This is a genomic window from Rhodococcus ruitaii, assembly GCF_055230935.1.
This window is the reverse complement of sequence record NZ_JBUYWC010000020.1, coordinates 41,652-66,042: the sequence shown is the minus strand read 5'-3', so window position 1 is coordinate 66,042 and position 24,391 is coordinate 41,652. Positions and strand designations below refer to the sequence as shown.

Genomic DNA, 24,391 nt, shown 5'->3' with positions numbered 1-24,391 from the left:
TTGCTCCGTCTGTCGGTCTTGCCCTCATCCTAAAACTGTGTACGCTATACATGTCCGTATACGTCATACACAGTAAGGAGCGTGACATGACCGACCCAGCACCCGCGGTCCACGTGCAAGAACTCCGGAAAGCGTTCGGCTCGACCACCGTGCTCGACGGCATCGACCTACGAGTCGATGCCGGAACCGTCTTCGCCCTCCTGGGCGCGAACGGCGCCGGGAAGTCCACCACCGTGCGCATCCTGACGACGCTGCTCCCCTTCGATTCCGGCAGCGTCGACGTCACCGGGCTTGCGCTACCCGACCACTCGCGCAGGGTCCGCGAGCGAATCGCCCTCACCGGCCAGTACGCCGCACTCGACGACGTCCTCACCGGCACCGAAAACCTGCGGCTCGCAGCGCGACTGGCCCACCTACCAGCGGCGACGATCGACGGCCGCATCCGCGAACTGATCGACCGATTCGATCTCGGGCACGTTTCCGAACGACGTTCCGGTACCTACTCGGGCGGCACCGCCCGCCGGCTCGATATTGCGATGAGCCTCGTAGCGTCCCCCCAACTGCTGTTCCTCGACGAACCCACCACCGGCCTGGATCCACGCAGCCGCCTCGTCATGTGGGACGTGATCAAAGAACTCGCCGCCGATGGCGTCACCGTGTTCCTCACCACGCAGTACCTCGAAGAAGCCGATCGTCTCGCCGACCGGGTCGCGGTCCTCGATGCCGGTCGGATCGTTGCCGAGGGCAGCCCCGACGAACTCAAGGCACTCGTCCCCGGGGGGCATCTGGAACTGCGGTTCGCCACCGAATCCGATCTCGCCGAGGCTGCAGCGACGCTCACGGGCGACAGCGATCCGTCCACCCTCACGCTCGAAGTCCCCACCGACGGCGATCTTCCGCACGTCGCGGCCCTGCTCGCTCGACTCGCCGACGCGCAGGTGCCGGTCGAGAAATTCGGACTGCACTCCCCCACGCTCGACGACGTCTTCCTCACCCTCACCGGCACCACCGACCGTCAGAAGGCCGCATCGTGACACTCATCGAAATCTCCCACGACTCCCACTCCACCCCGATCGGCTACACCGCCCGCGACTACGCAGCCGTGACCGGCAGAAACCTCCGCCGCATGCTTCGTAGCCCCGACGCGCTGCTCATGGGTCTCGCACTTCCGGTCCTGCTGCTCGTGTTGTTCGTGTACGTGTTCGGCGGCGCCATCGACACGGGCACCGACTATCTCAACTACGTCGTCCCCGGCATCGTGCTGCTGTCGGCATCGTTCGGTGCCGCGCAGACCGCCGTGTCCGTGGCTTCCGACATGCACCGCGGCATCGTCGACCGGTTCCGGTCCATGCCCATAGCGCGGTCGGCAGTCCTCACCGGCCACGTCGTCGCGAGCCTGGCCCGCAACCTCGCCAGCACCGCCGTGGTGTTTGCCGTCGCCGCACTGATGGGGTTCCGGCCCGACGCCACCGTCGTCGAATGGGTCGCGGCTGTGGGCGTGATCGCCCTGTTCGTCCTCGCGATCTCTGCGGTCTCGGCAGCTCTGGGCATGCTCGCCGGCAACGAGGAAGCCGCGAGCGGATTCACCTTCTTCCTCCTCTTCCTGCCCTACGTGAGCAGTGCGTTCGTTCCGCCGGAGACGATGCCCGCGTGGTTGCGTGGGTTCGCCGAGCATCAGCCGGTGACGCCGGTCATCGAGACGGTGCGCGGGCTGCTCACCGGAACCCCGATCGGCAATTCCGCCGTGGTCGCGGCCGGATGGTGTGTGGCATTCACCGTGATCGGGCTGGTCTCGGCGACGGCGCTGTTCCGGCGTCGAAGCGCACGCTGAGTCCGAAGCATTCCCGGGTAGCAACAGCATTCCCGGGTAGGCAACAGCATTCCTGGGTAGGCAACAGCATTCTCCGGTGAGGCGACGCGGTGGCGCTATCTCACGTCCGACGGTGCCGGTGGGTGCGAACCGGGATGACTCGGCGGGGTCGGGTGCATCAGTCCGGCGAGTACGCGGTCGAGGCCATCGTGGAAGCAGACGTCCACGTCGAAACCGTCCGATCGCGGCCGGTCGGCGAGGTCAGCGAGCCACGGGTGTCGAACAGTGGTGCCGGTGCGATTCAGTCGGCGGATCTCGTTCGACCACCAAGCGCGATTGCTCGTTCCCGAGCGTGAGGATTCCTGCTGCTCAGTGATCAGCAGCATCCCCATTCCCTGGATGTATGCACTCAACGCGAGATACCTGTCGAACGCCGCGTTGTTGTCGAGACCGGTCATCGCGAACAGTTCGACAGCCATACTCGAGGATTCGATGACAGCCTGGACCAATGGGGGGCGAGCGCTCGCCATCACGCTGACCAGCCACGGGTGGGCCCGGTAGGCCCGCCACTCGTGCTCGGCCAATCGCGTCAGGGCAGCAACGGGTTCCTTTCGTCGCGCTGGTGGCCGAGAAGGGGAAGAAAGGGTGCGCTGCACCATCGTCGCCACCAGCCGGTCGCGACTACCGAAGTCGCGCTGGATCTCCGTAACCGCAATCCCGGCGCGGACCGCGACCGAACGCAGCGTGACGGCTGCGATCCCTTCCGCGTCCGCTATGGCGATGGCGGTCTGGAGTGTCGTCAGCGACCGCTCGTCGATCGGGGTCGCGTAGGGCGTGACTCTGCTCAGACGGCCCTGATCACGACGACGTCGGTATGCCCGGCCCTGGCACGCGCGGGAGCAGTACCGCCGAGGACGTCCGGTGCGTGGCGCTACGTCCCATCGGCGCCCGCACTCCACGCACTCCATGCCCATCCTTTCGTCTCGGAAATTCTGTGACGAAACGACTGTAGGTCAGTCCGGCGAGAGGCGAGTCTGTTGTTACACCGAAAAAGGAGGACACATGACGACATCCGCCATTACCACCCGTACCGCAACGAGCACCGAACTCGACAGCGTCACCAACCTGTGCCTGGCGGCGTTCGCCGACGAGGCCGTAGCCGCCTGGGTCATTCCCGACCAGCCGACGAGACAGACCCACATGCGTCAGATGTTCAACGCGTCACTGGAAGCGGCGATCACCACGGAAGCCCTGATTCTCGCCATCGCCCCGACCGGTGAACCGGTGGCCGCGTCGATCTGGTTGCCACACCTGGCAGAGGACACCGACCGAGCGAGCCCGGAGCCTGCGCCACAACCGGAGCACTTCACCGCCGACGACACCGAGCAAGCACGACGCATGGCAATGGTGGTCCGCGCCACTGAAGCTCGACGCCCCTACGTCGCCCACCTCCACCTCTCGTCCATGGCAACGTTGCCGGACCATCGCGGCCAGGGAGCGGGATCCGCCATGCTCGCCGCAGGCCTGGAGCGAGCCCGAACACTTGGTCTGCCGGTCTACCTGGAAGCGTCCACATCCGAAAACCGTCGCCTGTACGAACGATCCGGGTTCCGCGACCTCGGCGAGCCGATCCACCTACCCGACAACGGCCCGGTATTGCAGCCGATGTGGCTCGAGACCGGAAAACTCCCATCTCGGACACCCGGTTGGTGACACCCCACTTCACAGTCACGTTCGGCTTTCGTACGCGGTGCCGCTAGCCTGGGCGCGTGGAGTCAGCAACGAACGGCCGCCGCGCCCCGCAACGGATCGACCCCGCACTCGAGGTCCAGGCGGAGCCGCAGGAACTCGTGCCCAGACGACGTCCGACGCAGGAACGCAGTCGGCGCAAGTTCGACGCGCTGCTGGCAGCGTCCCGCGACCTGCTGACCGAAGTCGGGTTCGAGTCGTTCACCTGCGAAGAGGTCGCGTCCCGCGCCGACGTCCCCATCGGCACCCTCTACCAATTCTTCGCCAACAAGTACGTGATCGTCTGCGAACTCAATCGGCAGGACCTCGTCGGCGTCCAGAACGAACTCGCCACGTTCAACGGCCGGATCCCGTCGGTCGACTGGCTGCGATTCCTGAACAGTTTCGTCGACCACATGGCAGGTCTGTGGACCACCGATCCGTCCCGGCGCGAAGTATGGCTGGCGATGCAATCCACCCCGTCCACGCGCGCCACCGGGGCCATCCACGAGAAAGAGTTCGCCGAGCAAGTGGCGCGGATGCTGGCGCCACTCACCCCGGACACCCCGCGGGCGCGCCGCAAACTGATGGCCGAGGTGCTCGTGCACATCGTGTACTCGATGCTGAACTTCTCGGTGCAGGACGATCAGACCCACGCCGATGCCGTCGCCGAACTCAAGCGGATCATGGTCGCGTATCTGCAGGTTGCCGAACAGGACTCGCGAGCTCAGGCGAAACGTCAGAAGAGGCGCGAGGACACCGAACGAGCACGTGCCGCCTCATCCGACCCCGGCGGTGCCGAAACGAACCAGGCCGAGGAAGCATCTGCTCCCTCGGCCTGATCTCGTGTAGCTCCCCACCGCTACCTGTCGTCCTCCCCGGACGAGAACTCCGCGGCGGCATCTTCCAGCACCACGAACGCACCGGCCATGTCGCCGTCGTGCGTCAGCGACACATGGATAGGCCGGCGGCCGAGATGTTCGGCAACGTCACGATGCAGCCGGATGCTCGGCCGGCCCCACACGTCGGACACCACCTCGATCTGCTGGTGGATCGCCTCCGGTAGCACCGGAGGACTCCCGAACAACGACGCCGACCACGCCTTGATCACGGCTTCCTTGGCTGCCCACCGGGCGGCGAAATGCCGGGCAGGATCGGAGCTGCGGGTATTCGCGTCGCGCCGCTCACCCGGGGTGAAGTTCGCCAGCATCGTCGTGCCCGGCCGGCGCAACTGCTCAGCGAACTCCGGTACCGACACGAGGTCGAACCCGATACCCGCAACTCCCATTCTGCTGTTGCCTACCTATTTGCAGCCGGGCAGACCCGAGCTGTACACGTCGCCGTCGCCGAGGCGCGCCCCGTCGCTGAGCAGCACATCCGCTTCCAGCTGCCGCGCGGCCGCGGCCGGAACCGCGTCCCCACCGAAGCGGCGATCCGCCGGACGCTCGTACAGTGCCGCACCGCCGGTCATCGCCGACGCGAGACGCCGCTTACCGGCGACAGTGCGTGCCGACGCTTGCTCGACGTACGCCACGCGACGGTCCGCCGGCAGAGCCTCGACGAACGCCTGCGGATGCACCACCGCGATCAAACCGGACACGTGACCGAAACCGAGGCTGGTCAGCAGGCCCGCCTTGAGGGCGTACTGCTCGCCGAAACGGATCGGCGTGCGCGCCCACACGAGGTGCTCGTACTCGGCCATCTTCTCGTCGACGCAGTCGAGGCTGCGGTTCGGCGGGATGACACCCTGGCTGAGCACCTGGCACAGACCGACCAGCTGGAAAGCGGCCGCACCGCCCTTGGCGTGCCCGGTCAGCGACTTCTGCGACACCACGAACAGCGGGTTGCCCTCGCTGCGACCCAGCGACCCGGCCAGACGCTCGTGCAGTTCCGACTCGTTCGGGTCGTTCGCCGCGGTCGAGGTGTCGTGCTTGGACACCACCGCGATGTCGTCGGCCGTGACACCGAGCTTGCGCAGTTCCTTCGCCAGGCCGGATTCGCGTCCACCGCGACCCGCACCCAGCGCACCGATGCCCGGAGCCGGGATCGAGGTGTGGACACCGTCCGCGAACGATCCGGCGTACGCCACGACACCGAGAACCGGAAGCCCCATCTCCAGGGCGAGGTCACCGCGCGCCAGCAGGATGGTGCCGCCGCCGGCCGATTCGACGAACCCGCCGCGTCGGCGATCGTTGGCCCGCGAGAAGCGCCGATCGTCGATTCCCTTGGCGGTCATCTCGTCGGACTTCGCGGTGGCCGACATGTCGCCGAACCCGACGATGCCCTCGATTCCGAGATCGTCGAAGCCGCCGGCGACGACCAGCTCGGCTTTGCCCAGCTTGATCTTGTCGACGCCCTCTTCGACCGACACCGCAGCCGTGGCGCACGCCGCAACCGGGTGCACCATCGCACCGTAGCCACCGACATACGACTGGACGACGTGCGCGGCGATGACGTTCGGCAGGGCTTCCTGCAGGATGTCGTTCGCGCGGTTCTCGCCGAGCAGCGTGTCGATGTACAGCGACCTCATCGAGCTCATGCCGCCCATGCCGGTGCCCTGCGTGTTCGCCACCAGCGACGGGTGCACCCAGCGCAGCAGCTCGGACGGCGTGAAACCACCGGTGAGGAACGCATCGACCGTGGACACGATGTTCCACAGACCGACCCGGTCCACCGCATCCGCCATGTCGGCGGGGATGCCCCAGCGGGTGACGTCGAACCCGGTCGGGATCTGGCCCCCGACCGTACGGGTCAGCTTCGCCTTGCGGGGTACGCGAATCTCGGTGCCCGCCTTGCGGGTGACCGTCCAGTCTCCGGACTCTGCGTCGACCGCCGCGACCGTGTTCTCCGGATCGGAGTCCACGAACGCGCGGGCCTCCGCCTCGGACCCGACGACGAAGGACAGATCCTTATCGAGGAACACCGAGGTCATCAGCGGAGCCGTGTTGTCGACCATCGCTCCGTCGTCGGCGTAGCGGCGGATACCGCAACGCTCGACCACCTCGTCGTGGTAGCGGTCGGCGATCTCCGATTCGGGAACCAGTTCACCGGTCTCGGCGTCGTAGAAGCCCGGCTTCGGCTCGTTCTCCCACTCGATCAGACCCGTGACCCAGGCCAGTTCGAGCACCCCGGCGGCCGACAGTTCCTCGTCGACCTCCATCTCGAAGCGGGTACGTGACGAACCGTACGGGCCGAGCTCGCCGGCACCGACGATGACCACGAGGTCGGCCGGATCCGCGGTGACCTGGCCCCACTCCGGCGCCGGGGTGGCGTCGAGGCGCGGTGCCGCGGGCAGCGCCGCGATGGTGGCGGAATCGTCCTCGTCCTGCTCGTCCACGGCCTCCGCCGCGTCCTGAGCCTGCTTCGCGAGTGCCGGCAGATCGAGTCCTGCGTCGGCGAGCCCACCGGTCAGGTCGGCGACGAGTGGCGTGTCGGCGGCCAGGCGCTTGGCCTCCACACTGACCAGCTTCAGCAACTCGGTGGCCACCTCCTGCGTCGACCATGTACGGACACCGGCGGCCTCGACGGCCTCGACCAGCGGATCGTTGCCGCCCATCAGGCCCGTACCGCGCACCCAGCCGATCAGCGCGTGCGCGAGGGTGACGCGCTCAGCCCACGTGCGCTCGGCGCTCCAGCGGGTGACGATCGCGTCGAGCGCGGCCTTCGCCTCGCCGTATGCACCGTCGCCACCGAACATGCCGCGATTCGGCGAACCCGGAAGCACCACGTGCAGGTGGGTGTCGACGTCGCTGTCGGCGCCGATGCCGGACAGCCCGGCGATCAGCCGCTCGACCGACCACAGCAGAACGCGCATCTCCATCTCGGCGCGCGCACCGGCGTCGGCGAGCGAGCCTGCCACGCGGGGTGCGGCGAACGGGAACAGCAGCGTCGGGGTCAGCGCATCCTTGATGAGCTTCTTGGCGCCGCCCGCGTTCTCCACGGTCTCGGTGCCGAGCCACTCGATCAGGGCATCGACGTCGGAGTACGACGCCATATTCGCGGGCACCACCCACAGGGCCGCACCGGCGCGGGCATGGCTCGCGTACAGGTCCTTGTAGAACCCGAGGCGCTTCGAATCGAGACGCGACGTGGTGACGATCACCGTCGCGCCGCCCGCGAGCAGCTTGCCTGCGACCGCGGCACCGATACCGCCCTTGCTGGCACCTGTGACCACCGCGACCTCGCCCGCATACTCGGCGTCGCCGGTGTTCTCGGCGGCGGCCACGATACGTCCGTACGTCTCGGCGAGCAGTGCGCGGCCGGCGTCGACGGCCTTGCGCTGCCAGAACGCGGCGTGCGCGGCGACAGTGCGGCCGGCACCGGTGAACCGTTCGACCTCGATCGGCTCGTCCAGCCACAACCGGGCCAAATCCTCGCGGGCAGTCGCCCAACGATCGTCGATCAGGACAGCCTTGCGTGCATCGAATGCCGGGGCGACGAGGCGCGGCCAATCGGAGCCGAGCTCCGCCGAGACCAGGTCGACGAGCTCGTCGTCGGCCTTGTCCGCGAGACCGGACACCTGCTCGTGCAGGCCCAGCTGCTCGAGCACCAGTCGAGCAGCGCTGGCGAGCACACCGTCGCGACCGGTGATCTGCTCGGTGAACTCACCGAGAGCAGCGGCGTCGACGGTCGCGCCCCCGCCACCACCGGCCGACGGCATCGACACGGTGATTCCACGACGTGAGCCGACCGCCTGCACCGCGGCGTCGATCAGGGTGTCGACCGCGGCGGTGTCGGCGAGCGCGCCCTGCGACAGAGCACCCAGATCGCCACCGCGGATGGACGATCCGTCGCGGCTGCCGAGGGCTACCTCGGCGGTCACGTGCTGGGTCCAGCCTTCGCCCAGGCCCCACACCTTGGTGACGCGGTCGGCGACGTAGCCGGGGCGCTTGCCCGCCGGACCGAACACCTTACGCAGATGATCGTTGATCGAATCCGACAGCACCGGGCCGAACGGACGGTAGGTGCGGGCAAGGCGGTCGACCGTGCCGGCCAACGCGCCCATGTCGGCGTCGGCGGCACCGTCGATCGCGCCGAGCGACAGCTCGGAACCGAGGTCGACGAGCAGCTGGTTGCGTCGCGAGGACACGCCGTCGCACAGTGCCTCGATCGTGTCGACGGGACCGATCTGATCGGGACGCAGCTTCGTCCACAGTGCGATGAGCACCTGGGTGGCGTCGGCTGCCTTGAATGCGATGTCATCGGGGGTCGGGCCACCGGTCGGTGCTGCCGGAGCGGCAGCCGGAGCCGCCGCAGCGACAGGTGCGGCAGCCTCGGCCGGAGCCTCGGGCTCGTCGTCCTCGACCGGAGCCGGATCCACATCGGTCGAGTACACGACCGACGCCTCACGCTCGATGTTGAGCACCTCGACCGGCTGACCGAAACGACCCGGCAACTTGAGGGTCTGCGACGCGAGGTTCGCGACGGTCGGAGCGGCACCGAGACCGACCTCGACGAAGCGCTCCACACCCAGACCACCGTCGGCCTCGTCGGCGAACAGCAGATCCTGCGTCTCGATCCACCGGACCGGCGACGCGAACTGCCACGCGAGCAACTCGGCGAGCACCACGCGGGTCAGCGCGACCGGCGTCGCGGCCCACGCGTCGAAGTCCGCGAGGACCTCGGCGAGCGGCTGCGACGGCACCAGATCGGCGATCTCCTGGATGAAGTCACGGCCAAGATTGAACGGCTTGGGCACCAGGTTCGGGATGTAGCGGCCGATGAGGATGTTCGGATCGATCTCCTCGGGCAGCAGGTTCAGCAACCGCTCACGGAAGTCGTCCACGCCGCCGCGCAGAACGGTCGAGTGGAACGGCACATCGATGCCCGGTACCAGGATGAACGCGCGCTTGCCACCGAACTCGGCGACCTTGCGCTCGATGACGGTCTCGAGGGCTTCGAGGCCCGCGACCGTACCCGCGATCGCGTACTGCGAACCACGCAGGTTCAGGTTCACGATCTCGAGGAATTCATCGGCGTCGGCGGCAACACCGGTCACGAAGTCCTGCAGATCCTCGTCGGCGACACCGAACTGCGACGGCCGGATCGCGGCCATGCGGTAGTTCGAGCGGCCCTGCTCGTCACGCGGCACGAGTGCGTGCATCGCCGAACCGCGCTGGAACACCACCTCGAGGACCGCCTCGAGCGGGAGCACCCCGGCTACCGCGGCGAGCGCGTTGTATTCGCCGACCGAGTGACCGGCCAGCAGCGAGCCCTCGACGAACGCACCGGCCTCGCGGAGCTCCGCAATCTGCGCGACACCGAGGGTCGCCATCGCGACCTGGGTGAACTGGGTCAGGTGCAGCACACCGTCCGGGTGCTTGTGGGTGACACCGCGGGCCTTGAGGACCGTCGGGTTGTCGCGCACCACAGCGAGGATCGAGAAGCCGAGGGCCTCACGGGTGTGCGTGTCGGCGCGCTCCCAGATCTCGCGGGCAGCCTTGCTGCGGGCGCGAGCGTCCAGGCCCATGCCGGGACGCTGGATGCCCTGGCCCGGGAATGCGTAGATGGTCTTCGGGGCGGCGATCCGGCCCGTCGCGACCATGACCAGGTCACCGTCGACGCGGCACCCCACCTCGACGATCTCGGCACCGCGATCGGTCGCGATGCGATCGACGCGCACGTCGATCTTCGCGCCCGGGCGGACCATCCCGAGGAACCGCGTGGTCCACGCCGTCATCCGCCGGACCGGCAGTGTCGCGTCGGCCTCGATGGCCGTAGCGACCTGCTGCGCAGCGGCAGAGAGCCACATGCCGTGGACGATCGGGCTTCCCAAACCGGCCAGCAGCGCGGCGTTGTCCGACGTGTGGATCGGGTTGTGGTCGCCCGACACGCGAGCGAACGCGCTCATGTCTGTTGGGGCGACGATCACGGCGTCGCGGCGACGGCGACGCGAAGTCTCGATGACGTCCTCGCTCAGCGAACCACCCGCGCGGACCGGATCCGCCAGCTCCGCGGTGCCGGTGCGGCCGCGGATCGCGAAACGCTCGATCAGGGTCGCAACCGTGTTGTCGCCCGAGCCGTCGCCGCTGTCGGCGGAGATGGTCACGTGGACCTCGACGACACGGCCCAGATCGGTGTCGGCGACGTTCTCGACCTGCGCCTTGACACCCAGGATCGACGGGTCGGTGGACAGACCGTTCTTCACGTCGATCGCGTGATCGAGGTGGACGAGATCGAGCATGCCCTCGATCACCGACAGGTTCTCGTCGGTGCGGGCAGCGCCGAGCGCAGCGAACACGGCCGGCCAGCAGGCGCCGACGAGGACGTCGGGCACACCGTTGGTGCTCGGGCTCAGGTTCTCGGGCAGACCAGCACCGGTGACACCGGCGTGGTCGGCGATCTTCTCCGGCAGCCAGCCGAGCGTGATGCGCGCGGCGCCCTTCTTGACGGTCGGCAGTTCCTGGCCGGCAGCTACACCGAGCAGCGCCGACATGGCGGCGTCGGCGTCGGCCTCGGTGATGACCGGCGCGCCACCGGTGCTCACGGATGCGGGCACGGTGATGCGGATCTCGACGGCGTGATCACCCGCCAGCGGTACCCGCAGGCCGACGTGCTCGTCGTCGAGAACGGTCAGCGTCGCGCCGGTCGGAGCGTGCGCGACGGCAGTCTCCGACTCTGCGGCCCACTCGTCGAGGTCGCCAAGGCGATCGATCGGGTTGCGCGTCTGGCGGCCGGCCCACGCGACATCGGGCGACGACAGCACAGCGTCGAGCAGACCGGTCGCGACGTCGCGGCGACGACGAGCAACCACCGGAGTGGGTTCGACACCGGACTCGACGAGCTCGTCGACCGTGGCCTTCTCGAAACGGTCGAGCAGCTCACCGACGGGCTCGTCGACGCGGGTGATGCCCGCGACGGCGACGGTGCCGGGGATGACGCAGACCTGTTCGGCGGTGTAACGCGGATCGTGGGCCTGCCACAGCGAGTCGGACCGCCACCAGCGACGCACGTCCTGGTCGACGACCGGCACGAAGTTCACCGGCTTACCCGCGGTCTTGCACAGGGAGACGAAGAACGGGACGTCTGCGGGGTGCAGGACGACGTCGTCGGCATCGGTGTACTGCGCCTCGAGAGCCTTGATCGCCGCATAGGGGCGCTCGAGCACCGCGTCGTCGTCGAACAGGGTCGGGATGGGACCGCGGTCCACGGGGTGCAGGCGGGCCTCGGCGCGCTGCAGCATCTCGCGGAAACGCTCACGCCACGACACGTCCAGCCACGGGCTGATATGCGCCTCGGCGACGGCGTCGCCGAGATCACTGCCGCAATCGAACTCGGTGGTGCAATCGGCACCGATGGCCAGCTCGAGGTAGCGGGTCAGCCACTGCAGGTACGTCATCTCGGCAACGTCACCGAAGTACGGCTTCGCGGTGATGTCGAGCGCGGCGATGATCTCGTCACGGCGCGCGGCCACAGCGTCGGCGTCGCCGGCGACCTCATCGAGGAGACGGCCCGTCCGCGACGCGGCATTGTCGATCTCGTGGATGTCGGCCCCGAGCTGGCTACGGCCCGACGCCATACCACCGTTCGCGGTGCCCGCGCCCACCCAGTCGGGGGTGCCGGGGGTGTCGACGAGCAGCTGCTTGACCTCGGGGGCCGTGGTGGCCTCGAGAGTCGCCATCGCGGCGGTGCCGACGAGGATGCCGTCGAGCGGCATCGCGGGGAAACCGTACTCGGTCGACCAGCGGCCGGTCAGGTAATCGGCAGCCCTCTCCGGCGTACCGATACCGCCACCGACGCACAACACCAGGTTCGACCGGGTGCGCAGCTCTGCGTAGGTGTCGAGGAGCAGATCGTCGAGGTCCTCCCACGAGTGGTGGCCACCGGCGCGGCCGCCCTCGATATGGGCGATGATCGGGTAGTTCGGGACCTCGTTCGCGATGCGGATCACCGAACGGATCTGCGCGACCGTGCCCGGCTTGAACGCGACGTGCTCGATGCCGGCCTCACGCAGATCGGAGATGATCTGCACGGCCTCTTCGAGTTCGGGGATACCGGCGGTGACCACGACACCGTCGAAGGGCGCACCGGCCGCACGAGCCTTGGGCACCAGCCGCTTGCCGCCCACGTGCAGCTTCCACAGGTAGGGGTCGAGGAACATCGAGTTGAACTGCGCAGCGCGACCCGGCTCGAGCAGGTCTGTCAGCTCCGCGACATGATCGGCGAAGATCTGCTCGGTGACCTGGCCACCACCGGCCAGCTCCGCCCAGTGACCCGCATTCGCAGCGGCGGCAACGATTTTCGGATCGACAGTGGTCGGCGTCATGCCGGCCAGCAGCATCGGCGAACGGCCCGTCAAACGAGTGAAGGACGTCTCGACACCGACACGGCCGTCGGGCAGCGCTACCGGCTTCGGGGCGAACTCCGACCACGGCCGCGGCACCTCGGGCTCGGCGCCCGGGGTCAGCAGGTTGCGCTGGCCTCCGCGGGTCGCGGCGGCGATGATTCCGACGCCCTGACCGCGCAGGCCGGACTGGGTGAGGCGGGTGAGCAGCTCACCCGGACCCAGATCGAGGATCCAGGAGGCACCGGACGCCACAGCGCCGTCGACCTGCTCGACCCAGTCGACCGGGGTGACGAGGATGGATTCGGCCAGCGTACGGGCCAGATCGGCGTCCAGGTCGCAGCGCGATGCCCAGTCCACGACCTGCTCGACGGCGTCGACGAACGCAGGGTGATGGAAGCCGACCTCGGCCGGAACGGGCTCGAAGGTGGGCGCGAACACGGCGCCACCACGCTTCTTGGAATCACGCTCGCGGGTCTCCGTTGCGGAAATCTGCTCGCAACGCTGCTGCACGCGCTCGAGCGCGGCCGGCGAGCCGGACAGCACGACGCGGCGGCGGCCGTTGCGGATGGCGACAACCGCGGTGCGCTCGGGATCCTGCCCTTCGAACACCTCGGCGACGATGGTGCTCAGACGCTCCGGATCGACGCCCGACACCGCGAGCATCGGGGACTTACCAGCGCTGGCGATCAGCCCGCGACGACGGCCGACGAGCGAGGCAGCGGCACCGATGAGCTGGGCGAGCGCGAGGATCTCGGCGTCCTTGCGGCCACCGGCAGCGACAGCCTCGACGGCGAGTACGCCCTGCGAGTGGCCGATGACGGCGCTCGGGGCGTGGGCTGCGACATCGAGCCCCTGGTTCGCGAGTGCGCGCAGCGCGGCGATCTGGGTGAGGAAGACGCCGGGCTTGGACACGGCAGCAGACGTGAGGGTCGCTTCGGACGGGCCGGCCGCGGGAGCGTCGTCCTCGTCGTCGACGAGTTCCTGCTCGAGGATCCACGCGATGGGATCGAACCCGGCCGGGCGCACAACCATGAGGTCGCCGGCGACAGGAGCGAGGTGTGCGGCTGCGGTGTTGACCAGTTCGGTCAACACCGGCTCGAGGCCGTTGTCGCGGCTGAGCTCTTCGAGGGGGCTGAGCCAGGGTGCGCCCTGTCCGCCGAAGGCGAGCGCGTAGGGCTCACCCGCGAGAAGCTTGTCGACCAGTGCACCGTTCGGGGCGGTTGCCGCCCGCCGGCCGGTGCGTCGTGATGCCTTCGAGTTCCGTCCGTTGTCGCCTGGTGTGGTCTCGTCGATCGTCACGCGTGTGGTTCCTCTCCTGAACACCCCTGCGTGGAGGCATTTCGTCTAGCAGCGCTGCCCGCGCCGGTGTGTTGCTTGGACTGGTGTTCTGCTCGTACGGGTACGCCAAGGTTCGCACAAAATCATGAGGACTTCCTCATGTTTCGTTTCACGCAGATTGCCGCACGAGGCGCCTACCAGTGATTTCGCTCACACCCGCCAATGATGTGACCGACGAGTAACTCGAATTGACGCAGGCCGCACCGATGCGTGGACGTCCACGAACCCGAGGAACCCTCACGTTTTATTGTTATCAAACCGTGACCTCTTGACGGCATGCCGAGGCCGTGCAGGAATGCACCAATTCGCCGAAGTGCTCAGATACTTCGGACTCAAACCGAGCGGTGGTCATCACACTCACCTCAGTCGCAGGATCAGAGCACTTGGCATTGACACGTCACATTTCACAGGTCGACCGCGCGCTCTTGGAGGATCCGCCGTTCGACGCCACTGGACCACCATCCTTACGGAGCGCCCCACCGGCCAAACCCCGACCTGGGCGGGAAGACGACGCTTCAGCTTCAACTCGGATCTGTCGGGGTCATGACGTATTGTGTCCGTGACGCGCGAGTGGCGTAATCGGCAGCCGCGCAGCGCTTAGGACGCTGTGCCCTTACGGGCGTGGGGGTTCGAGTCCCCCCTCGCGCACGCGAATGAAATGGCCCCTTGCCTGGGATTTTATCTCCCGGGTTGGGGGTCTTTCGCCTCGGAAGTGCAGGGAAAGGCGCTAGGGCTTCCCGTCGGCGCCGTGATGTTCCAACGTCCGCGCTCATGGCGGTGTGGACGTGACCTGAAGAAGCCTCCGATTGGCGGCTCGCCGCCTCTGCCTCCGTGTGACCAGCCCGACGGGCACGTTTGTGAGTCCGAAAGCATCCCCTGCGTGTCCGCATGAGCAGGTTCACGCAGACCAACCCGACTCCGGCGACGACGTCGGCGGTGTCCTGCACGGTCACGCGCCGATCTTCCGTGTGCGGGCGGCGCGCAGTCCGTTGAGGATGACAACCACCTCGGCGATCTCATGCACGAGCACCACGGCGGCAAGCCCCAGGACGCCGAACAGCGCCAGAGGCAGCAGCGCGGTGATGATCAGTAGCGAAAGGATGATGTTCTGGTTGATGATGCGTCGTCCGCGGCGGGCGTGGTCGAACGCGCGCGGCAGCAGACGCAGGTCGTGGCCGGTGAACGCGACGTCCGCGGACTCGATCGCGGCATCTGAACCGGTCGCGCCCATCGCGATCCCGATGTCCGCCACTGCGAGGGCGGGGGCGTCGTTGATCCCGTCGCCGATCATCGCGACCGACCCGTGCGTGCCGAGTTTGCCGATCGCGGCGGCCTTGTCGTCGGGGCGCAGCTCGGCGCGCACGTCGCCGATACCGGCCTGCGCGGCCAGGGCGCGGGCGGTGCGGGCGTTGTCGCCGGTGAGCATCGTCATGCCGATGCCCTGGTCGGTGAGAGTATGAACGACCTCGGGCACCTCAGGGCGCAGCTCGTCGCGCACGCCGATCGCGGCCATTGCGGCGCTGTCACGGTGCAGGATCACCACCGTCATGCCCTGCTCCTCCAGGCCCGCGACCCCGTCGCCGAGACTTCCGGCGTCGAGCCAGCGGGGGCTGCCGACCGTGATCCGCGCGCCGTCGAGCCTGCCCTCGATGCCGTGCCCGGCCTGCTCGGTCACGCCCTCGGCCGCGGGAGCCCCGGGAGCCGCGACAGTGATCGACGCCGCCAGCGGGTGGGTGCTGTGCTGTTCCAGTGACGCAGCCCAGGCCAGCGCCTGTGCCTCGGTCACCCCGTCCGCGGTGAGCACGGCGGTGACGGCAGGCTCGTTGCGGGTCAGCGTGCCGGTCTTGTCGACTGCGACGTGACGGATCACGCCGAACCGCTCGAACACGGCACCGGACTTGATGATCACGCCGAACTTGCTCGCCGACCCGATCGCCGCGACCACGGTCAGCGGCACGGAGATCGCCAGGGCGCACGGCGAGGCCGCGACGAGCACGACCAGGGCGCGGGTGATCCACAGCTCCGGGTCGCCGAGCAGCGACCCCATGATCGCCACGAGGACGGCGAGGATCAGCACGCCGGGCACGAGGGGGCGGGCGATGCGGTCGGCGAGGCGGGCGCGGCCACCCTTCTCGGCCTGCGCCTGCTCCACGAGCTCGACGATCGTGGTCAGCGAGTTGTCGCTGCCCGCCGCGGTCGTCTCGACCTCCAGCGCACCGACGATGTTGATCGCACCGGCAGACACCGCGTCTCCCGGCTCGACCTCGACCGGGATCGACTCGCCCGTGATCGCCGAGGTGTCCAGGCTGGAGCGTCCCGTGCGGACGATGCCGTCGGTCGCGATCCGTCCGCCTGGGCGCACGAGCATGAGCTGCCCGACAGCGAGGTCCTTCGCCGGGACTGCGACCGAGGCCCCGTCCCGGCGGATGGTCGCGGTCTCCGGGACCAGCTCGAGCAGAGCCCGCAGCCCGCCGCGGGCGCGGTCCATCGCCTTGTCCTCGAGCGCCTCCGCGATCGAGTACAGGAACGCCAGAGCGGCGGCCTCCTCGACATAGCCGAGGAGCACCGCGCCGACCGCGCTGATCGTCATCAGCAGCCCGATGCCGAGCGTGCCCTTGAACAGCTTCCGAATCGCGCCAGGTGTGAACGTCGACGCGCCCAGCAGCAAGCCGATCCAGAACAGCACCTGCGCCGGGACCTCCGCTCCGGTCCACTCCAGGACCAGCCCTGCGCCGAACGCGAAGCCGGAGAAGACCGGGAGCATGATCCCGCGGTCCCGCCACCAGGGGCGCTCTGCCTCCTCGGACTGGTCGCCCGTCATGGACCCGGGCTCGAGCTCGCAGCCGCACACCGTGCTCACTCGGCCGCTCCCGTCCCGCAGCAACCGGGCACAGGGCACGCCGTGTCCATGCACGGCGCGCGCTCGTCGACTGCCAGCGTCACCTCCACCAGAGCGGTGAGCGCGGCCGTCAGATGTGGGTCGGCGATCTCGTAGCGCGTCTGCCGTCCTTCGGCCTCGGCGACCACGATCCCGCAGTCACGCAGGCAGGCCAGGTGGTTGGAGACGTTCGAACGGGTCAGCTCCAGCTCGCGCGAGAGCACGGCGGGGTAACTCGGGCCGTCGAGCAGGGTCATCAGGATGCGGGAACGCGTCGGGTCGGCCATGGCCCGGCCGAGCCGATTCATGACGTCGAGGCGAGAAGAAATGGTCAGCATGCACTGACGATACAGTGATAACTGACCTATCTTCGCCTTGCCCGGACCGCCGCAAACTGTGCACCGACGCAGCACCGGTCAGGGAGTGATCGGCACTGCGCGGCAGGCTCGGGCAGCGGCGACCACACGGTCGGCGACCCGCTCGGCGTCGCGGCCGACACCCCGCAACGACGCCGACGACAGGCTGCGTTGCCATTCGAGGCCGACATACCCAAGCCCGGCGTGGGTGGTCGAGACGCCCTGCCGGTGGAGTGGCCGGTCTCCGCCGTCGAGAGCATCCAGGCCGTGCAGATACGGCAGGTGCGGGCGATAGCCGGTGCCCAGTACGAGGGTGTCGACAGTGGTGGTGGTGCCGTCGGGCCAGGTGACACGATCGCCGTCGAGACCGGTGAACATCGGCCGGGGCCGCGGGTTGCCGCTCGACAGGGCGCGGCGGTACCGGCCGGTGTCGAGGACCTGTTGCGTCGGCGGGGTGCGCAGCAGCCGCCCGAGAGGAGCACGATCGAACCCGGTGACCGTCAGCCAAAAATGCACATCGCGGTCGAACGGCCGCTGCGGCATGAACTTCGGAGGCTGGCGACTGGCCAAGGTCACAGTGGCGACCTCGGCGAGTTCGGTGGCGATCTGCACCGCCGAGTTACCGGCACCGACAACGACGAGGCTTTGTCCGGCCAGCCCAGCGGAGTTGCGGTAGTCGCTGGTGTGCAACACCGTGCCGCCGAAGGTGTCCAGACCCGTCAGCGCCGGGGTGTTCGGGGATCCGAAGTAGCCGGTCGCTGCGATCAGGATCGGCGCGGTGAACGCGCCGCCGGTACCGGTGTGGGCGGTGTAGATACCCGAGTCGCAGGTGACAGTCTCGACGCGGGAGCGGGTAACGATGTCGACGTCGAGCCTCTTGGCGTAGCGGCGCAGGTAGTCGATCACCTCGTCGCGCCGCGGATAGCGCTGCGGGTCGCCGGGAAACGCCAGGCCGGGTAGGGCGCTGTATTTCGCGGGGGAGAACAGGGTGAGGCTGTCGTAGTAGTGCGGCCAGGAACCGACGGGTTCGTCGCCGGCTTCGAGCAGGCCAGTGCGCAGGCCGCGGGTGGAGAGGGCGTGGGCGGCGGCGAGGCCGGACTGGCCACCACCGATGACGAGAGCGTCATAGTCGGTCGTGTCGTGGTCGGTCATAAGGTTCCTTCGGTAGCAGACATTCGGGCGGGCAGGCGCGGCACGGACGCGACCGCGATGACGGCGGCGAGCGCGGCAACGACGGCGAGGACGAGGTAGGCGGTGGCATAGCTGCCGGTGGCCGTCGCCAGCGCGGTTCCCGCCCACGGCGCCAGCGCCATGACCAGAACGATGGGGGCGGACATCAGCCCGCCGAGGCGCCCGTAGTGGGTAGCTCCCCACCGGTCGGTGATCGCGGTGGCCTGGATCAGGGTGAACAACCCGCGCACCAATCCCGCTCCGATCGCCGCACCGATCAACGCGGCAGCGGTGGTGACGGCGCCGAGTAGTGCGGTGGTCGCCGCGGTTCCGGCGAGGATCACCACAATGCGGGCGCGGACGCTGGTGCGAGCAACCAGGGGCAGGTAGCCGAGGCGCCCGAGGACTTGTCCGGCGCCGCCGAGCCCGAGCGTCAGCGCCGCCACCGATGGGGAGAAGCCCTGTTCGAGCAGCAACGGCACCAGGTTGAACACCCCGGCGAAGGCGGTGAACGCACCCAACGCCAAGGCGGTCACCAGCACGAGGAACGCGGGACTGCGGGCGATCTCGCGGTGCCCGAGCTGCGCGGTGCCGTCCGCCGGTGGGACCACGGCGGGCCAGGATCCGCGCAGACCCCACCAGTGCCCGGGGATCGTGATCGCGGCGAGGATCACCGCGAGGATCAGGTAGGTGATGCGCCAGTCCGACTGCTGATCGATCATCGAGGTCAGCGGGGCGAAGACGGTGCTGGCCAACCCCGCGGCCAAGGTCAGAATCATCAAGGCCTGCACGGAGCGGTCGCCGTACCAGCGGGTCAAGGCGGCGAACGCCGGTGGGTAGAGCACCGCGCCCATCGCGGTGCCGGCCAGCAGCCACCCGGCGTAGAACACCGGCAGCGTGGGGGCCAGCGCGATCAGGACCAGGGCGGGGACCGCGAGGACCGAGCCGGCGGTCATGATCCTGCGCGGTCCGACCCGGTCGAGGATGCGCCCGACCGGGATACCGGCGGCGGCGGTGGCGAGTTGGCCGAGCGAGAACGCCGCGGTGATTGACGTGGGCGACCAGCCGGTATCGGCTGAGATGGACACCGACAGGACCGGGAACGCGTAGTACAGGATGCCCCAGCTGGTGATCTCGGTCAGGCACAGCACCGCCAGCACCCGCCGCAGACCGCTGCCGGTGAGGGCAGTGGTCTGCGGGCGGAGGGTCGGGGTGTCCGTCACCGGTGTGTTATCCGTCGGTGCGGGCGGACAGGGTGACCAGCTGCGGTTCGGGAGTGCCGCAGCACCCGCCACCGTCGGCGGCGGTGCCGGTGTCGGCGGTGGGGTCGTCGAACACCCCGGCGCCGCCGCACACCCCGGTTTCGGGCAATATCAGCTCCACGCGGGCGGCGGCCTCGGTGTCGCCGGACAGGGCGGCGGCGATACTGCGGACCTGTTCGTAGCCGGTCATCGCCAGGAATGTCGGGGCCCGGCCGTAGCTCTTCATGCCGACGACGTAGAAGCCCGGTTCGGGGTGGGTGAGCTCGGCGGCCCCGTGCGGATACACGGTCCCGCAGGAATGCACGTTCGGGTCGATCAGCGGAGCCAGGGCAGTCGGGGCCTGCAGCACCGGATCGAGGTCGAGGCGGATCTCCGAGAGCCACGACAGGTCCGGACGGAAACCGGTCGAGGCGATGACCTCGTCGACCGCGTCGATCCGGGCACCGGCGTCGGAAACCAAGACGATCCGACCACCGTTGGCAGGATCGACGGCGGTGGTGCGGAATCCGGTGGCCACGGTGAGCAGCCCGTCGTCGACGGCTTTCTTGGCGCGTAGCCCTAGGGCACCGCGGGCAGGCAGCTGATCGTCTCGGCCGCCGCCGAACGCGGTGCCGATGTCGCCGCGGCGCAGCGCCCAGGTCAGGCGGGTGCCGGGGGCGCTGCGGGCGAGCTGCGCCAGTGCCACGATAGCGTTGAGAGCCGAATGGCCGCTGCCTGCGATCACGGTGTGCCGGCCGGCGTAACGGGCGCGCACAGCCTCGTCTTCCAGATCCGGGACGCGGTAGGTGATCTTCTCCGCTGCGGCGCGTTCGCCGAGAGCCGGGAGTCCTTCGCCGCCGAGAGGGTTGGGAGTGCCCCAGGTCCCGGAGGCGTCGATGACTGCGCGGGCGAGCAGGCGGGTGTCGGTGCCGTCGCGGTGGCGGATGTGCACCGACAGTGGTTCGGTGTCGCGACCGGCGTCGACGATGCGGTCGCGGCCACGGCGGGCGATACCGACGACCTCGTGATCGAGGCGGACCGCGTCGCCGAGGGCGGCGGCCAGCGGGGTCAGGTACTCCCCCGTCCAGTCCTGACCGGTGGGATAGGCCTCGTCGTCGGGGGCATTCCAGCCGGTGGCCTCGAGGAGGCGGCGGGCGGCGGGGTCGATCAGTTCGGCCCAGCGGGAGAAGGTGCGGACGCTGTGCCACTGCGCCACCGCAGCTCCCGCGGCGGTGCCGCGTTCGAGTACCAACGGCTCGAGTCCACGTTCGCGCAGGTGGGCGGCGGCGGCCAGGCCGATCGGTCCGGCTCCGACGACGACGACGGGCAACTCGTTCATGACAGATCCTTTCATCGATGTATATCGATCTAAGCCGCTGTCAGAGTATCGATCGCTATCGATGTATACAACCATCGATTCGGATCGATACAGTGGGGACATGACAGCACTCGGCCTGCCCACCACCGCCGCCTCCGGCACGGAGATGGATCCCGATGCGCTGAGCCCAGAAGACGCAGCAACCTACTCCGGCTGGTTCGCCTGCCTCGCCGAGCCGACGCGGGTGCGGCTGCTGCACCACGTCGCCGCCCGCCCGGACGGGATCACCGTCGGAGAACTCGCCGAGATCCTCGGGGTCGGTCAGCCCACCATCTCCCATCACGTCCGCAAACTCGCCGACGTCGGGTTCGTCACCACCGGCAAGCACGGCACCAGCACCGTGGTGCGGGTCAATCCGAGTTGCTGCAGCGACCTGCCCAGCGCCGCAGACGCGGTCATGGGGGTGCTCACCACCCGCCCGTGCTGCCCCGAAGACGTTCCGGCGGACGTGCACGTGCGCCCGCTCGACGAGGGTGATTGGGAGGCGGTGCGCCGCATCTACACCGAAGGTATCGCCACCGGTACTGCCACGTTCACCACCGAGGTCCCCACCCGCGAGGCCCTCGAGGAGCAGTGGCTGCCCGAGCATCGGTGGGTGGCCGAGATCGATGGTCAGCTGGTTGGCTGGGCAGCCCTGAGCTCGGTGTCGGGGCGGGAATGCTACCGCGGGGTCGCCGAGAATTCGGTCTACGTCGGCGACGGCATGCGCGGCCGCGGGGTCGGCAAGGCGCTGCTACGTACCCAGGTCATCGCCGCCGACGAGGCGGGATTGTGGACGCTGCAGACTTCGATTTTCCCGGAGAACCGCCCCAGCCTCGCCCTGCACCACTCGGCAGGTTTCCGCACCGTGGGGGTGCGCGAACGCATCGGCAAACTCGGCGGAGTGTGGCGCGACACTGTGCTACTCGAACGCCGCTCCGAGGGCGTTCCCGCCAGTGGCGACCACTGACGAACGACACCCACCGCCAGGGAGGTCGAACTGCTGCATGTCGACAGGCCCTGGAGGCCGCCGAGCACCGCTGACGACCCGCGGCGCCCCGAGCACCGCCGAGGATCAGATCGTCGATCGCGGCAGGCCGCTCATGCGGGAGTATCCGCGGGGACGAGTTCGGCGATCAGCGCCTCGACATGGGACTTGATCTCATCGCGGATGGGCCGGACCGCCTCGACCCCTTGCCCGGCCGGGTCCTCGAGCACCCAGTCCCGGTAGGACTTGCCCGGGAACACCGGACAGGTGTCCCCGCACCCCATGGTGATCACCACATCGGAGGCCTGTACCGCATCAACTGTGAGGATCTTCGGATTCTCGGCGGAGATATCGATTCCCGCTTCGGCCATCGCCGCCACAGCGGCGGGGTTGACCTGCTCGGCAGGCGCGGAGCCGGCCGAGCGGACCTCGATCCGATCCCCGGCCAGGGCGGTGAGGAACCCGGCGGCCATCTGCGAGCGGCCGGCGTTGTGCACACACACGAACAACACCGACGGCACGGGATGATCGGTGGCGTGCTGGGGCATCGACTTCTCCTGACATTCGGTCATCACGACACTGTTCGATCATCACGCACAACGGGCGCGGGTGAGCGGGTGAAACGCTTACGCAGGGCGAGCGAGACGTAAATCAGCGCGACGAGGACGGGCACCTCGATGAGCGGGCCCACCACACCGGCCAGTGCCTGCCCGGAGGCGACCCCGAAGGTGCCGATCGCCACGGCGATGGCCAGTTCGAAGTTGTTGCCCGCCGCGGTGAACGCCAGCGTGGTGGTGCGTTCGTATCCGAGGCCGATCGCCGCCCCGAACAGGAATCCGCCGCCCCACATGAGGACGAAATATGCCAGCAGCGGCAGCGCGATCCGCACGACCTCCCAGGGCTGGGAGGTGATCTGCTCCCCCTGCAACGCGAACAGGATCACGATCGTGAACAACAATCCGTAGAGCGCCCACGGCCCGATCCTGGGCAGGAACTTCTCCTCGTACCATTCACGTCCCCTGGCCTTTTCACCGAAGTGGCGGGTCAGGAATCCCGCAACGAGGGGGATGCCGAGGAAGATCAGCACCGACTTGGCGATCTGCCACGGCGAGACGTCGAAAGCGGTCTGCTCGAGTCCGAGCCAGCCAGGGAGGATCGACAGGTAGAACCAGCCGAGCACCGCGAACATGATCACCTGGAAGACGGAGTTGATCGCCACCAGCACAGCGGCGGCTTCACGGTCACCACACGCGAGGTCGTTCCAGATGATGACCATCGCGATGCAGCGGGCCAGGCCGACGATGATCAGACCCGTGCGGTACTCCGGCAGATCGGGCAGCAACAACCACGCGAGCGCGAACATCAGCGCCGGACCGAGAACCCAATTCAGGATCAGCGACGATATCAGCAGCTTGCGGTCGCCCGTGACGGTGTCGAGTCGGTCGTAGCGCACCTTCGCCAGCACCGGATACATCATGATCAACAGACCGAGTGCGATCGGCAGCGAGATATTGTCGATCTCGATGACGCTCAATGCATCCCCGAGTCCGGGGATCAGGCGGCCGAGCAGCAGACCGGCGACCATGGCGATGCCGATCCACACGGCGAGGAACCGGTCGAGGACCGACATCTTCCCGGCGACAGAGCGATGCTCGGTGGTCGCGGTCATGCGAGGGTCTCTGCGAGTGCGGCAGCCGGGGTGCAGGCCGAGGCGGGTACGACCCCGGATTCGGTGGCGAGCACCGCGGAGAGCCGTTCGAGCGCGGCGGGGATCACACGGTAGTACACCCAGGTGCCTCGACGCTCGCAGTCGAGCAGCCCGCCTTCGCGCAGCACCTTGAGGTGATGCGAGATGGTGGGTTGCGACAGGTCGAAGGCGGGGCTGATGTCGCACACGCAGCTTTCCCCGCCCTGGTGGCTGGCGATCAGACTGAGCATCCGCAGCCGCACCGGATCACCGAGAGCCTTGAACATGCGGGCCAGGTCGGTGGCCCAATCGGAGGTGAGGGGCTCACGCGAGAGCGGTGGGCAGCACGGCTCGGCCCCACTCGACAGCTGATTCGACATTCGTCTATATTGACTGCTATCAATTCAAGCGTCAACTCCAGTTCCGCCTGAAAGCCACCCTCCCGTGCCTGCTGCTTCGATGCTGTTCGTCGCACAGACCTGAAATCCTCTCACTGTGCCCTGAGCCGCCACGGACGTCGACTTCATCCTCCAGAGGTGAAGCGGATACCAC

The 24,391-nt window shown here is 68.4% G+C and carries 16 protein-coding genes and 1 tRNA gene; 6 read left to right on the top strand and 11 right to left on the bottom strand.

Features of this window, described 5'->3' with window-relative positions; translation table 11 throughout:
- Positions 1-86 precede the first annotated feature (86 nt).
- A complete protein-coding gene (locus ACZI8W_RS23025; RefSeq protein ID WP_463370838.1) occupies positions 87-1,034 on the top strand; it encodes an ATP-binding cassette domain-containing protein in 948 nt (315 codons plus the stop codon).
- A complete protein-coding gene (locus ACZI8W_RS23020; protein WP_463370837.1) occupies positions 1,031-1,831 on the top strand; it encodes an ABC transporter permease in 801 nt (266 codons plus the stop codon). Before ACZI8W_RS23025 ends, ACZI8W_RS23020 begins: the two co-directional genes overlap by 4 nt.
- Before the next feature lie 95 nt (positions 1,832-1,926).
- Here ACZI8W_RS23020 and ACZI8W_RS23015 read toward each other — a convergent pair whose 3' ends face one another.
- Positions 1,927-2,778: a TetR/AcrR family transcriptional regulator gene (locus ACZI8W_RS23015; protein WP_463370836.1), complete on the bottom strand. Its 852-nt coding sequence runs from the start codon at positions 2,776-2,778 to the stop codon at positions 1,927-1,929.
- Between the two features lie 94 nt (positions 2,779-2,872).
- Here ACZI8W_RS23015 and ACZI8W_RS23010 point away from each other — a divergent pair, with 94 nt between their 5' ends.
- Entirely contained in the window at positions 2,873-3,523 is a 651-nt protein-coding gene (locus tag ACZI8W_RS23010) for a GNAT family N-acetyltransferase (protein ID WP_463370835.1), read from the top strand.
- 56 nt (positions 3,524-3,579) lie between these two features.
- Positions 3,580-4,380 carry a TetR family transcriptional regulator gene (locus ACZI8W_RS23005; RefSeq protein ID WP_463370834.1) on the top strand — a complete coding sequence of 267 codons (801 nt, stop codon included), beginning with the start codon at positions 3,580-3,582 and terminating at the stop codon, positions 4,378-4,380.
- A 20-nt stretch (positions 4,381-4,400) separates the two neighbouring features.
- On the opposite strand, the gene acpS is transcribed toward ACZI8W_RS23005, so the two are convergent.
- Together acpS and ACZI8W_RS22995 are read right to left on the bottom strand one after the other, a co-directional pair.
- Entirely contained in the window at positions 4,401-4,826 is a 426-nt protein-coding gene (acpS, locus tag ACZI8W_RS23000; RefSeq protein ID WP_463370833.1) for a holo-ACP synthase AcpS, read from the bottom strand.
- Positions 4,827-4,841: 15 nt separating this feature from the next.
- A complete protein-coding gene (locus tag ACZI8W_RS22995; RefSeq protein ID WP_463370832.1) occupies positions 4,842-14,123 on the bottom strand; it encodes a fatty acid synthase subunit beta domain-containing protein in 9,282 nt (3,093 codons plus the stop codon).
- 603 nt (positions 14,124-14,726) lie between these two features.
- Between ACZI8W_RS22995 and ACZI8W_RS22990 the strand changes: the two genes are divergently transcribed.
- Positions 14,727-14,810 (top strand) — tRNA-Leu (locus ACZI8W_RS22990).
- A gap of 301 nt (positions 14,811-15,111) precedes the next feature.
- Here the strand turns inward: ACZI8W_RS22990 and ACZI8W_RS22985 are convergent.
- From ACZI8W_RS22985 to ACZI8W_RS22965, 5 genes are all read right to left on the bottom strand, one after another.
- Positions 15,112-17,022, bottom strand: a complete 1,911-nt coding sequence (locus ACZI8W_RS22985) for a heavy metal translocating P-type ATPase (protein WP_463370831.1) — start codon at positions 17,020-17,022, stop codon at positions 15,112-15,114.
- Positions 17,019-17,378, bottom strand: coding sequence for a Cd(II)/Pb(II)-sensing metalloregulatory transcriptional regulator CmtR (gene cmtR, locus ACZI8W_RS22980; protein WP_463370830.1), 360 nt, complete (start codon positions 17,376-17,378; stop codon positions 17,019-17,021). Before cmtR ends, ACZI8W_RS22985 begins: the two co-directional genes overlap by 4 nt.
- Before the next feature lie 78 nt (positions 17,379-17,456).
- Positions 17,457-18,548, bottom strand: a complete 1,092-nt coding sequence (locus tag ACZI8W_RS22975) for a flavin-containing monooxygenase (RefSeq protein WP_463370829.1) — start codon at positions 18,546-18,548, stop codon at positions 17,457-17,459.
- Positions 18,545-19,789, bottom strand: a complete 1,245-nt coding sequence (locus ACZI8W_RS22970; protein WP_463370828.1) for an MFS transporter — start codon at positions 19,787-19,789, stop codon at positions 18,545-18,547. The genes ACZI8W_RS22975 and ACZI8W_RS22970 overlap by 4 nt, the downstream gene beginning before the upstream one ends.
- Positions 19,790-19,796: 7 nt before the next feature.
- Positions 19,797-21,146, bottom strand: coding sequence for an FAD-dependent oxidoreductase (locus ACZI8W_RS22965; RefSeq protein WP_463370827.1), 1,350 nt, complete (start codon positions 21,144-21,146; stop codon positions 19,797-19,799).
- A gap of 100 nt (positions 21,147-21,246) precedes the next feature.
- Here ACZI8W_RS22965 and ACZI8W_RS22960 point away from each other — a divergent pair, with 100 nt between their 5' ends.
- The gene (locus tag ACZI8W_RS22960) at positions 21,247-22,134 is read left to right on the top strand and encodes a helix-turn-helix domain-containing GNAT family N-acetyltransferase (RefSeq protein WP_463370826.1); all 888 of its coding nucleotides are present in this window, start codon (positions 21,247-21,249) and stop codon (positions 22,132-22,134) included.
- 131 nt (positions 22,135-22,265) lie between these two features.
- Here ACZI8W_RS22960 and ACZI8W_RS22955 read toward each other — a convergent pair whose 3' ends face one another.
- Genes ACZI8W_RS22955 through ACZI8W_RS22945 form a run of 3 tightly spaced genes read right to left on the bottom strand, consistent with a single transcriptional unit; the run spans position 22,266 to position 24,219 of the window.
- Positions 22,266-22,724 carry an arsenate reductase ArsC gene (locus ACZI8W_RS22955; protein WP_463370825.1) on the bottom strand — a complete coding sequence of 153 codons (459 nt, stop codon included), beginning with the start codon at positions 22,722-22,724 and terminating at the stop codon, positions 22,266-22,268.
- The gene (arsB, locus tag ACZI8W_RS22950) at positions 22,724-23,821 is read right to left on the bottom strand and encodes an ACR3 family arsenite efflux transporter (protein WP_463370824.1); all 1,098 of its coding nucleotides are present in this window, start codon (positions 23,819-23,821) and stop codon (positions 22,724-22,726) included. Before arsB ends, ACZI8W_RS22955 begins: the two co-directional genes overlap by 1 nt.
- Complete coding sequence (locus ACZI8W_RS22945; protein WP_463370823.1) at positions 23,818-24,219, bottom strand: ArsR/SmtB family transcription factor; 402 nt, start codon at positions 24,217-24,219, stop codon at positions 23,818-23,820. Before ACZI8W_RS22945 ends, arsB begins: the two co-directional genes overlap by 4 nt.
- Positions 24,220-24,391 lie beyond the last annotated feature (172 nt).

Excerpts from the sequence above, each read along its gene's own strand:
- ACZI8W_RS23025 (WP_463370838.1), top strand. The coding sequence starts at position 87 with ATGACCGACCCAGCACCCGCGGTCCACGTGCAAGAACTCCGGAAAGCG.
- ACZI8W_RS23015 (WP_463370836.1), bottom strand. The coding sequence starts at position 2,778 with ATGGAGTGCGTGGAGTGCGGGCGCCGATGGGACGTAGCGCCACGCACC.
- ACZI8W_RS23010 (WP_463370835.1), top strand. The coding sequence starts at position 2,873 with ATGACGACATCCGCCATTACCACCCGTACCGCAACGAGCACCGAACTC.
- acpS (WP_463370833.1), bottom strand. The coding sequence starts at position 4,826 with ATGGGAGTTGCGGGTATCGGGTTCGACCTCGTGTCGGTACCGGAGTTC.
- cmtR (WP_463370830.1), bottom strand. The coding sequence starts at position 17,378 with ATGCTGACCATTTCTTCTCGCCTCGACGTCATGAATCGGCTCGGCCGG.
- ACZI8W_RS22975 (WP_463370829.1), bottom strand. The coding sequence starts at position 18,548 with ATGACCGACCACGACACGACCGACTATGACGCTCTCGTCATCGGTGGT.
- ACZI8W_RS22965 (WP_463370827.1), bottom strand. The coding sequence starts at position 21,146 with ATGAACGAGTTGCCCGTCGTCGTCGTCGGAGCCGGACCGATCGGCCTG.
- ACZI8W_RS22960 (WP_463370826.1), top strand. The coding sequence starts at position 21,247 with ATGACAGCACTCGGCCTGCCCACCACCGCCGCCTCCGGCACGGAGATG.
- ACZI8W_RS22955 (WP_463370825.1), bottom strand. The coding sequence starts at position 22,724 with ATGACCGAATGTCAGGAGAAGTCGATGCCCCAGCACGCCACCGATCAT.
- arsB (WP_463370824.1), bottom strand. The coding sequence starts at position 23,821 with ATGACCGCGACCACCGAGCATCGCTCTGTCGCCGGGAAGATGTCGGTC.
- ACZI8W_RS22945 (WP_463370823.1), bottom strand. The coding sequence starts at position 24,219 with ATGTCGAATCAGCTGTCGAGTGGGGCCGAGCCGTGCTGCCCACCGCTC.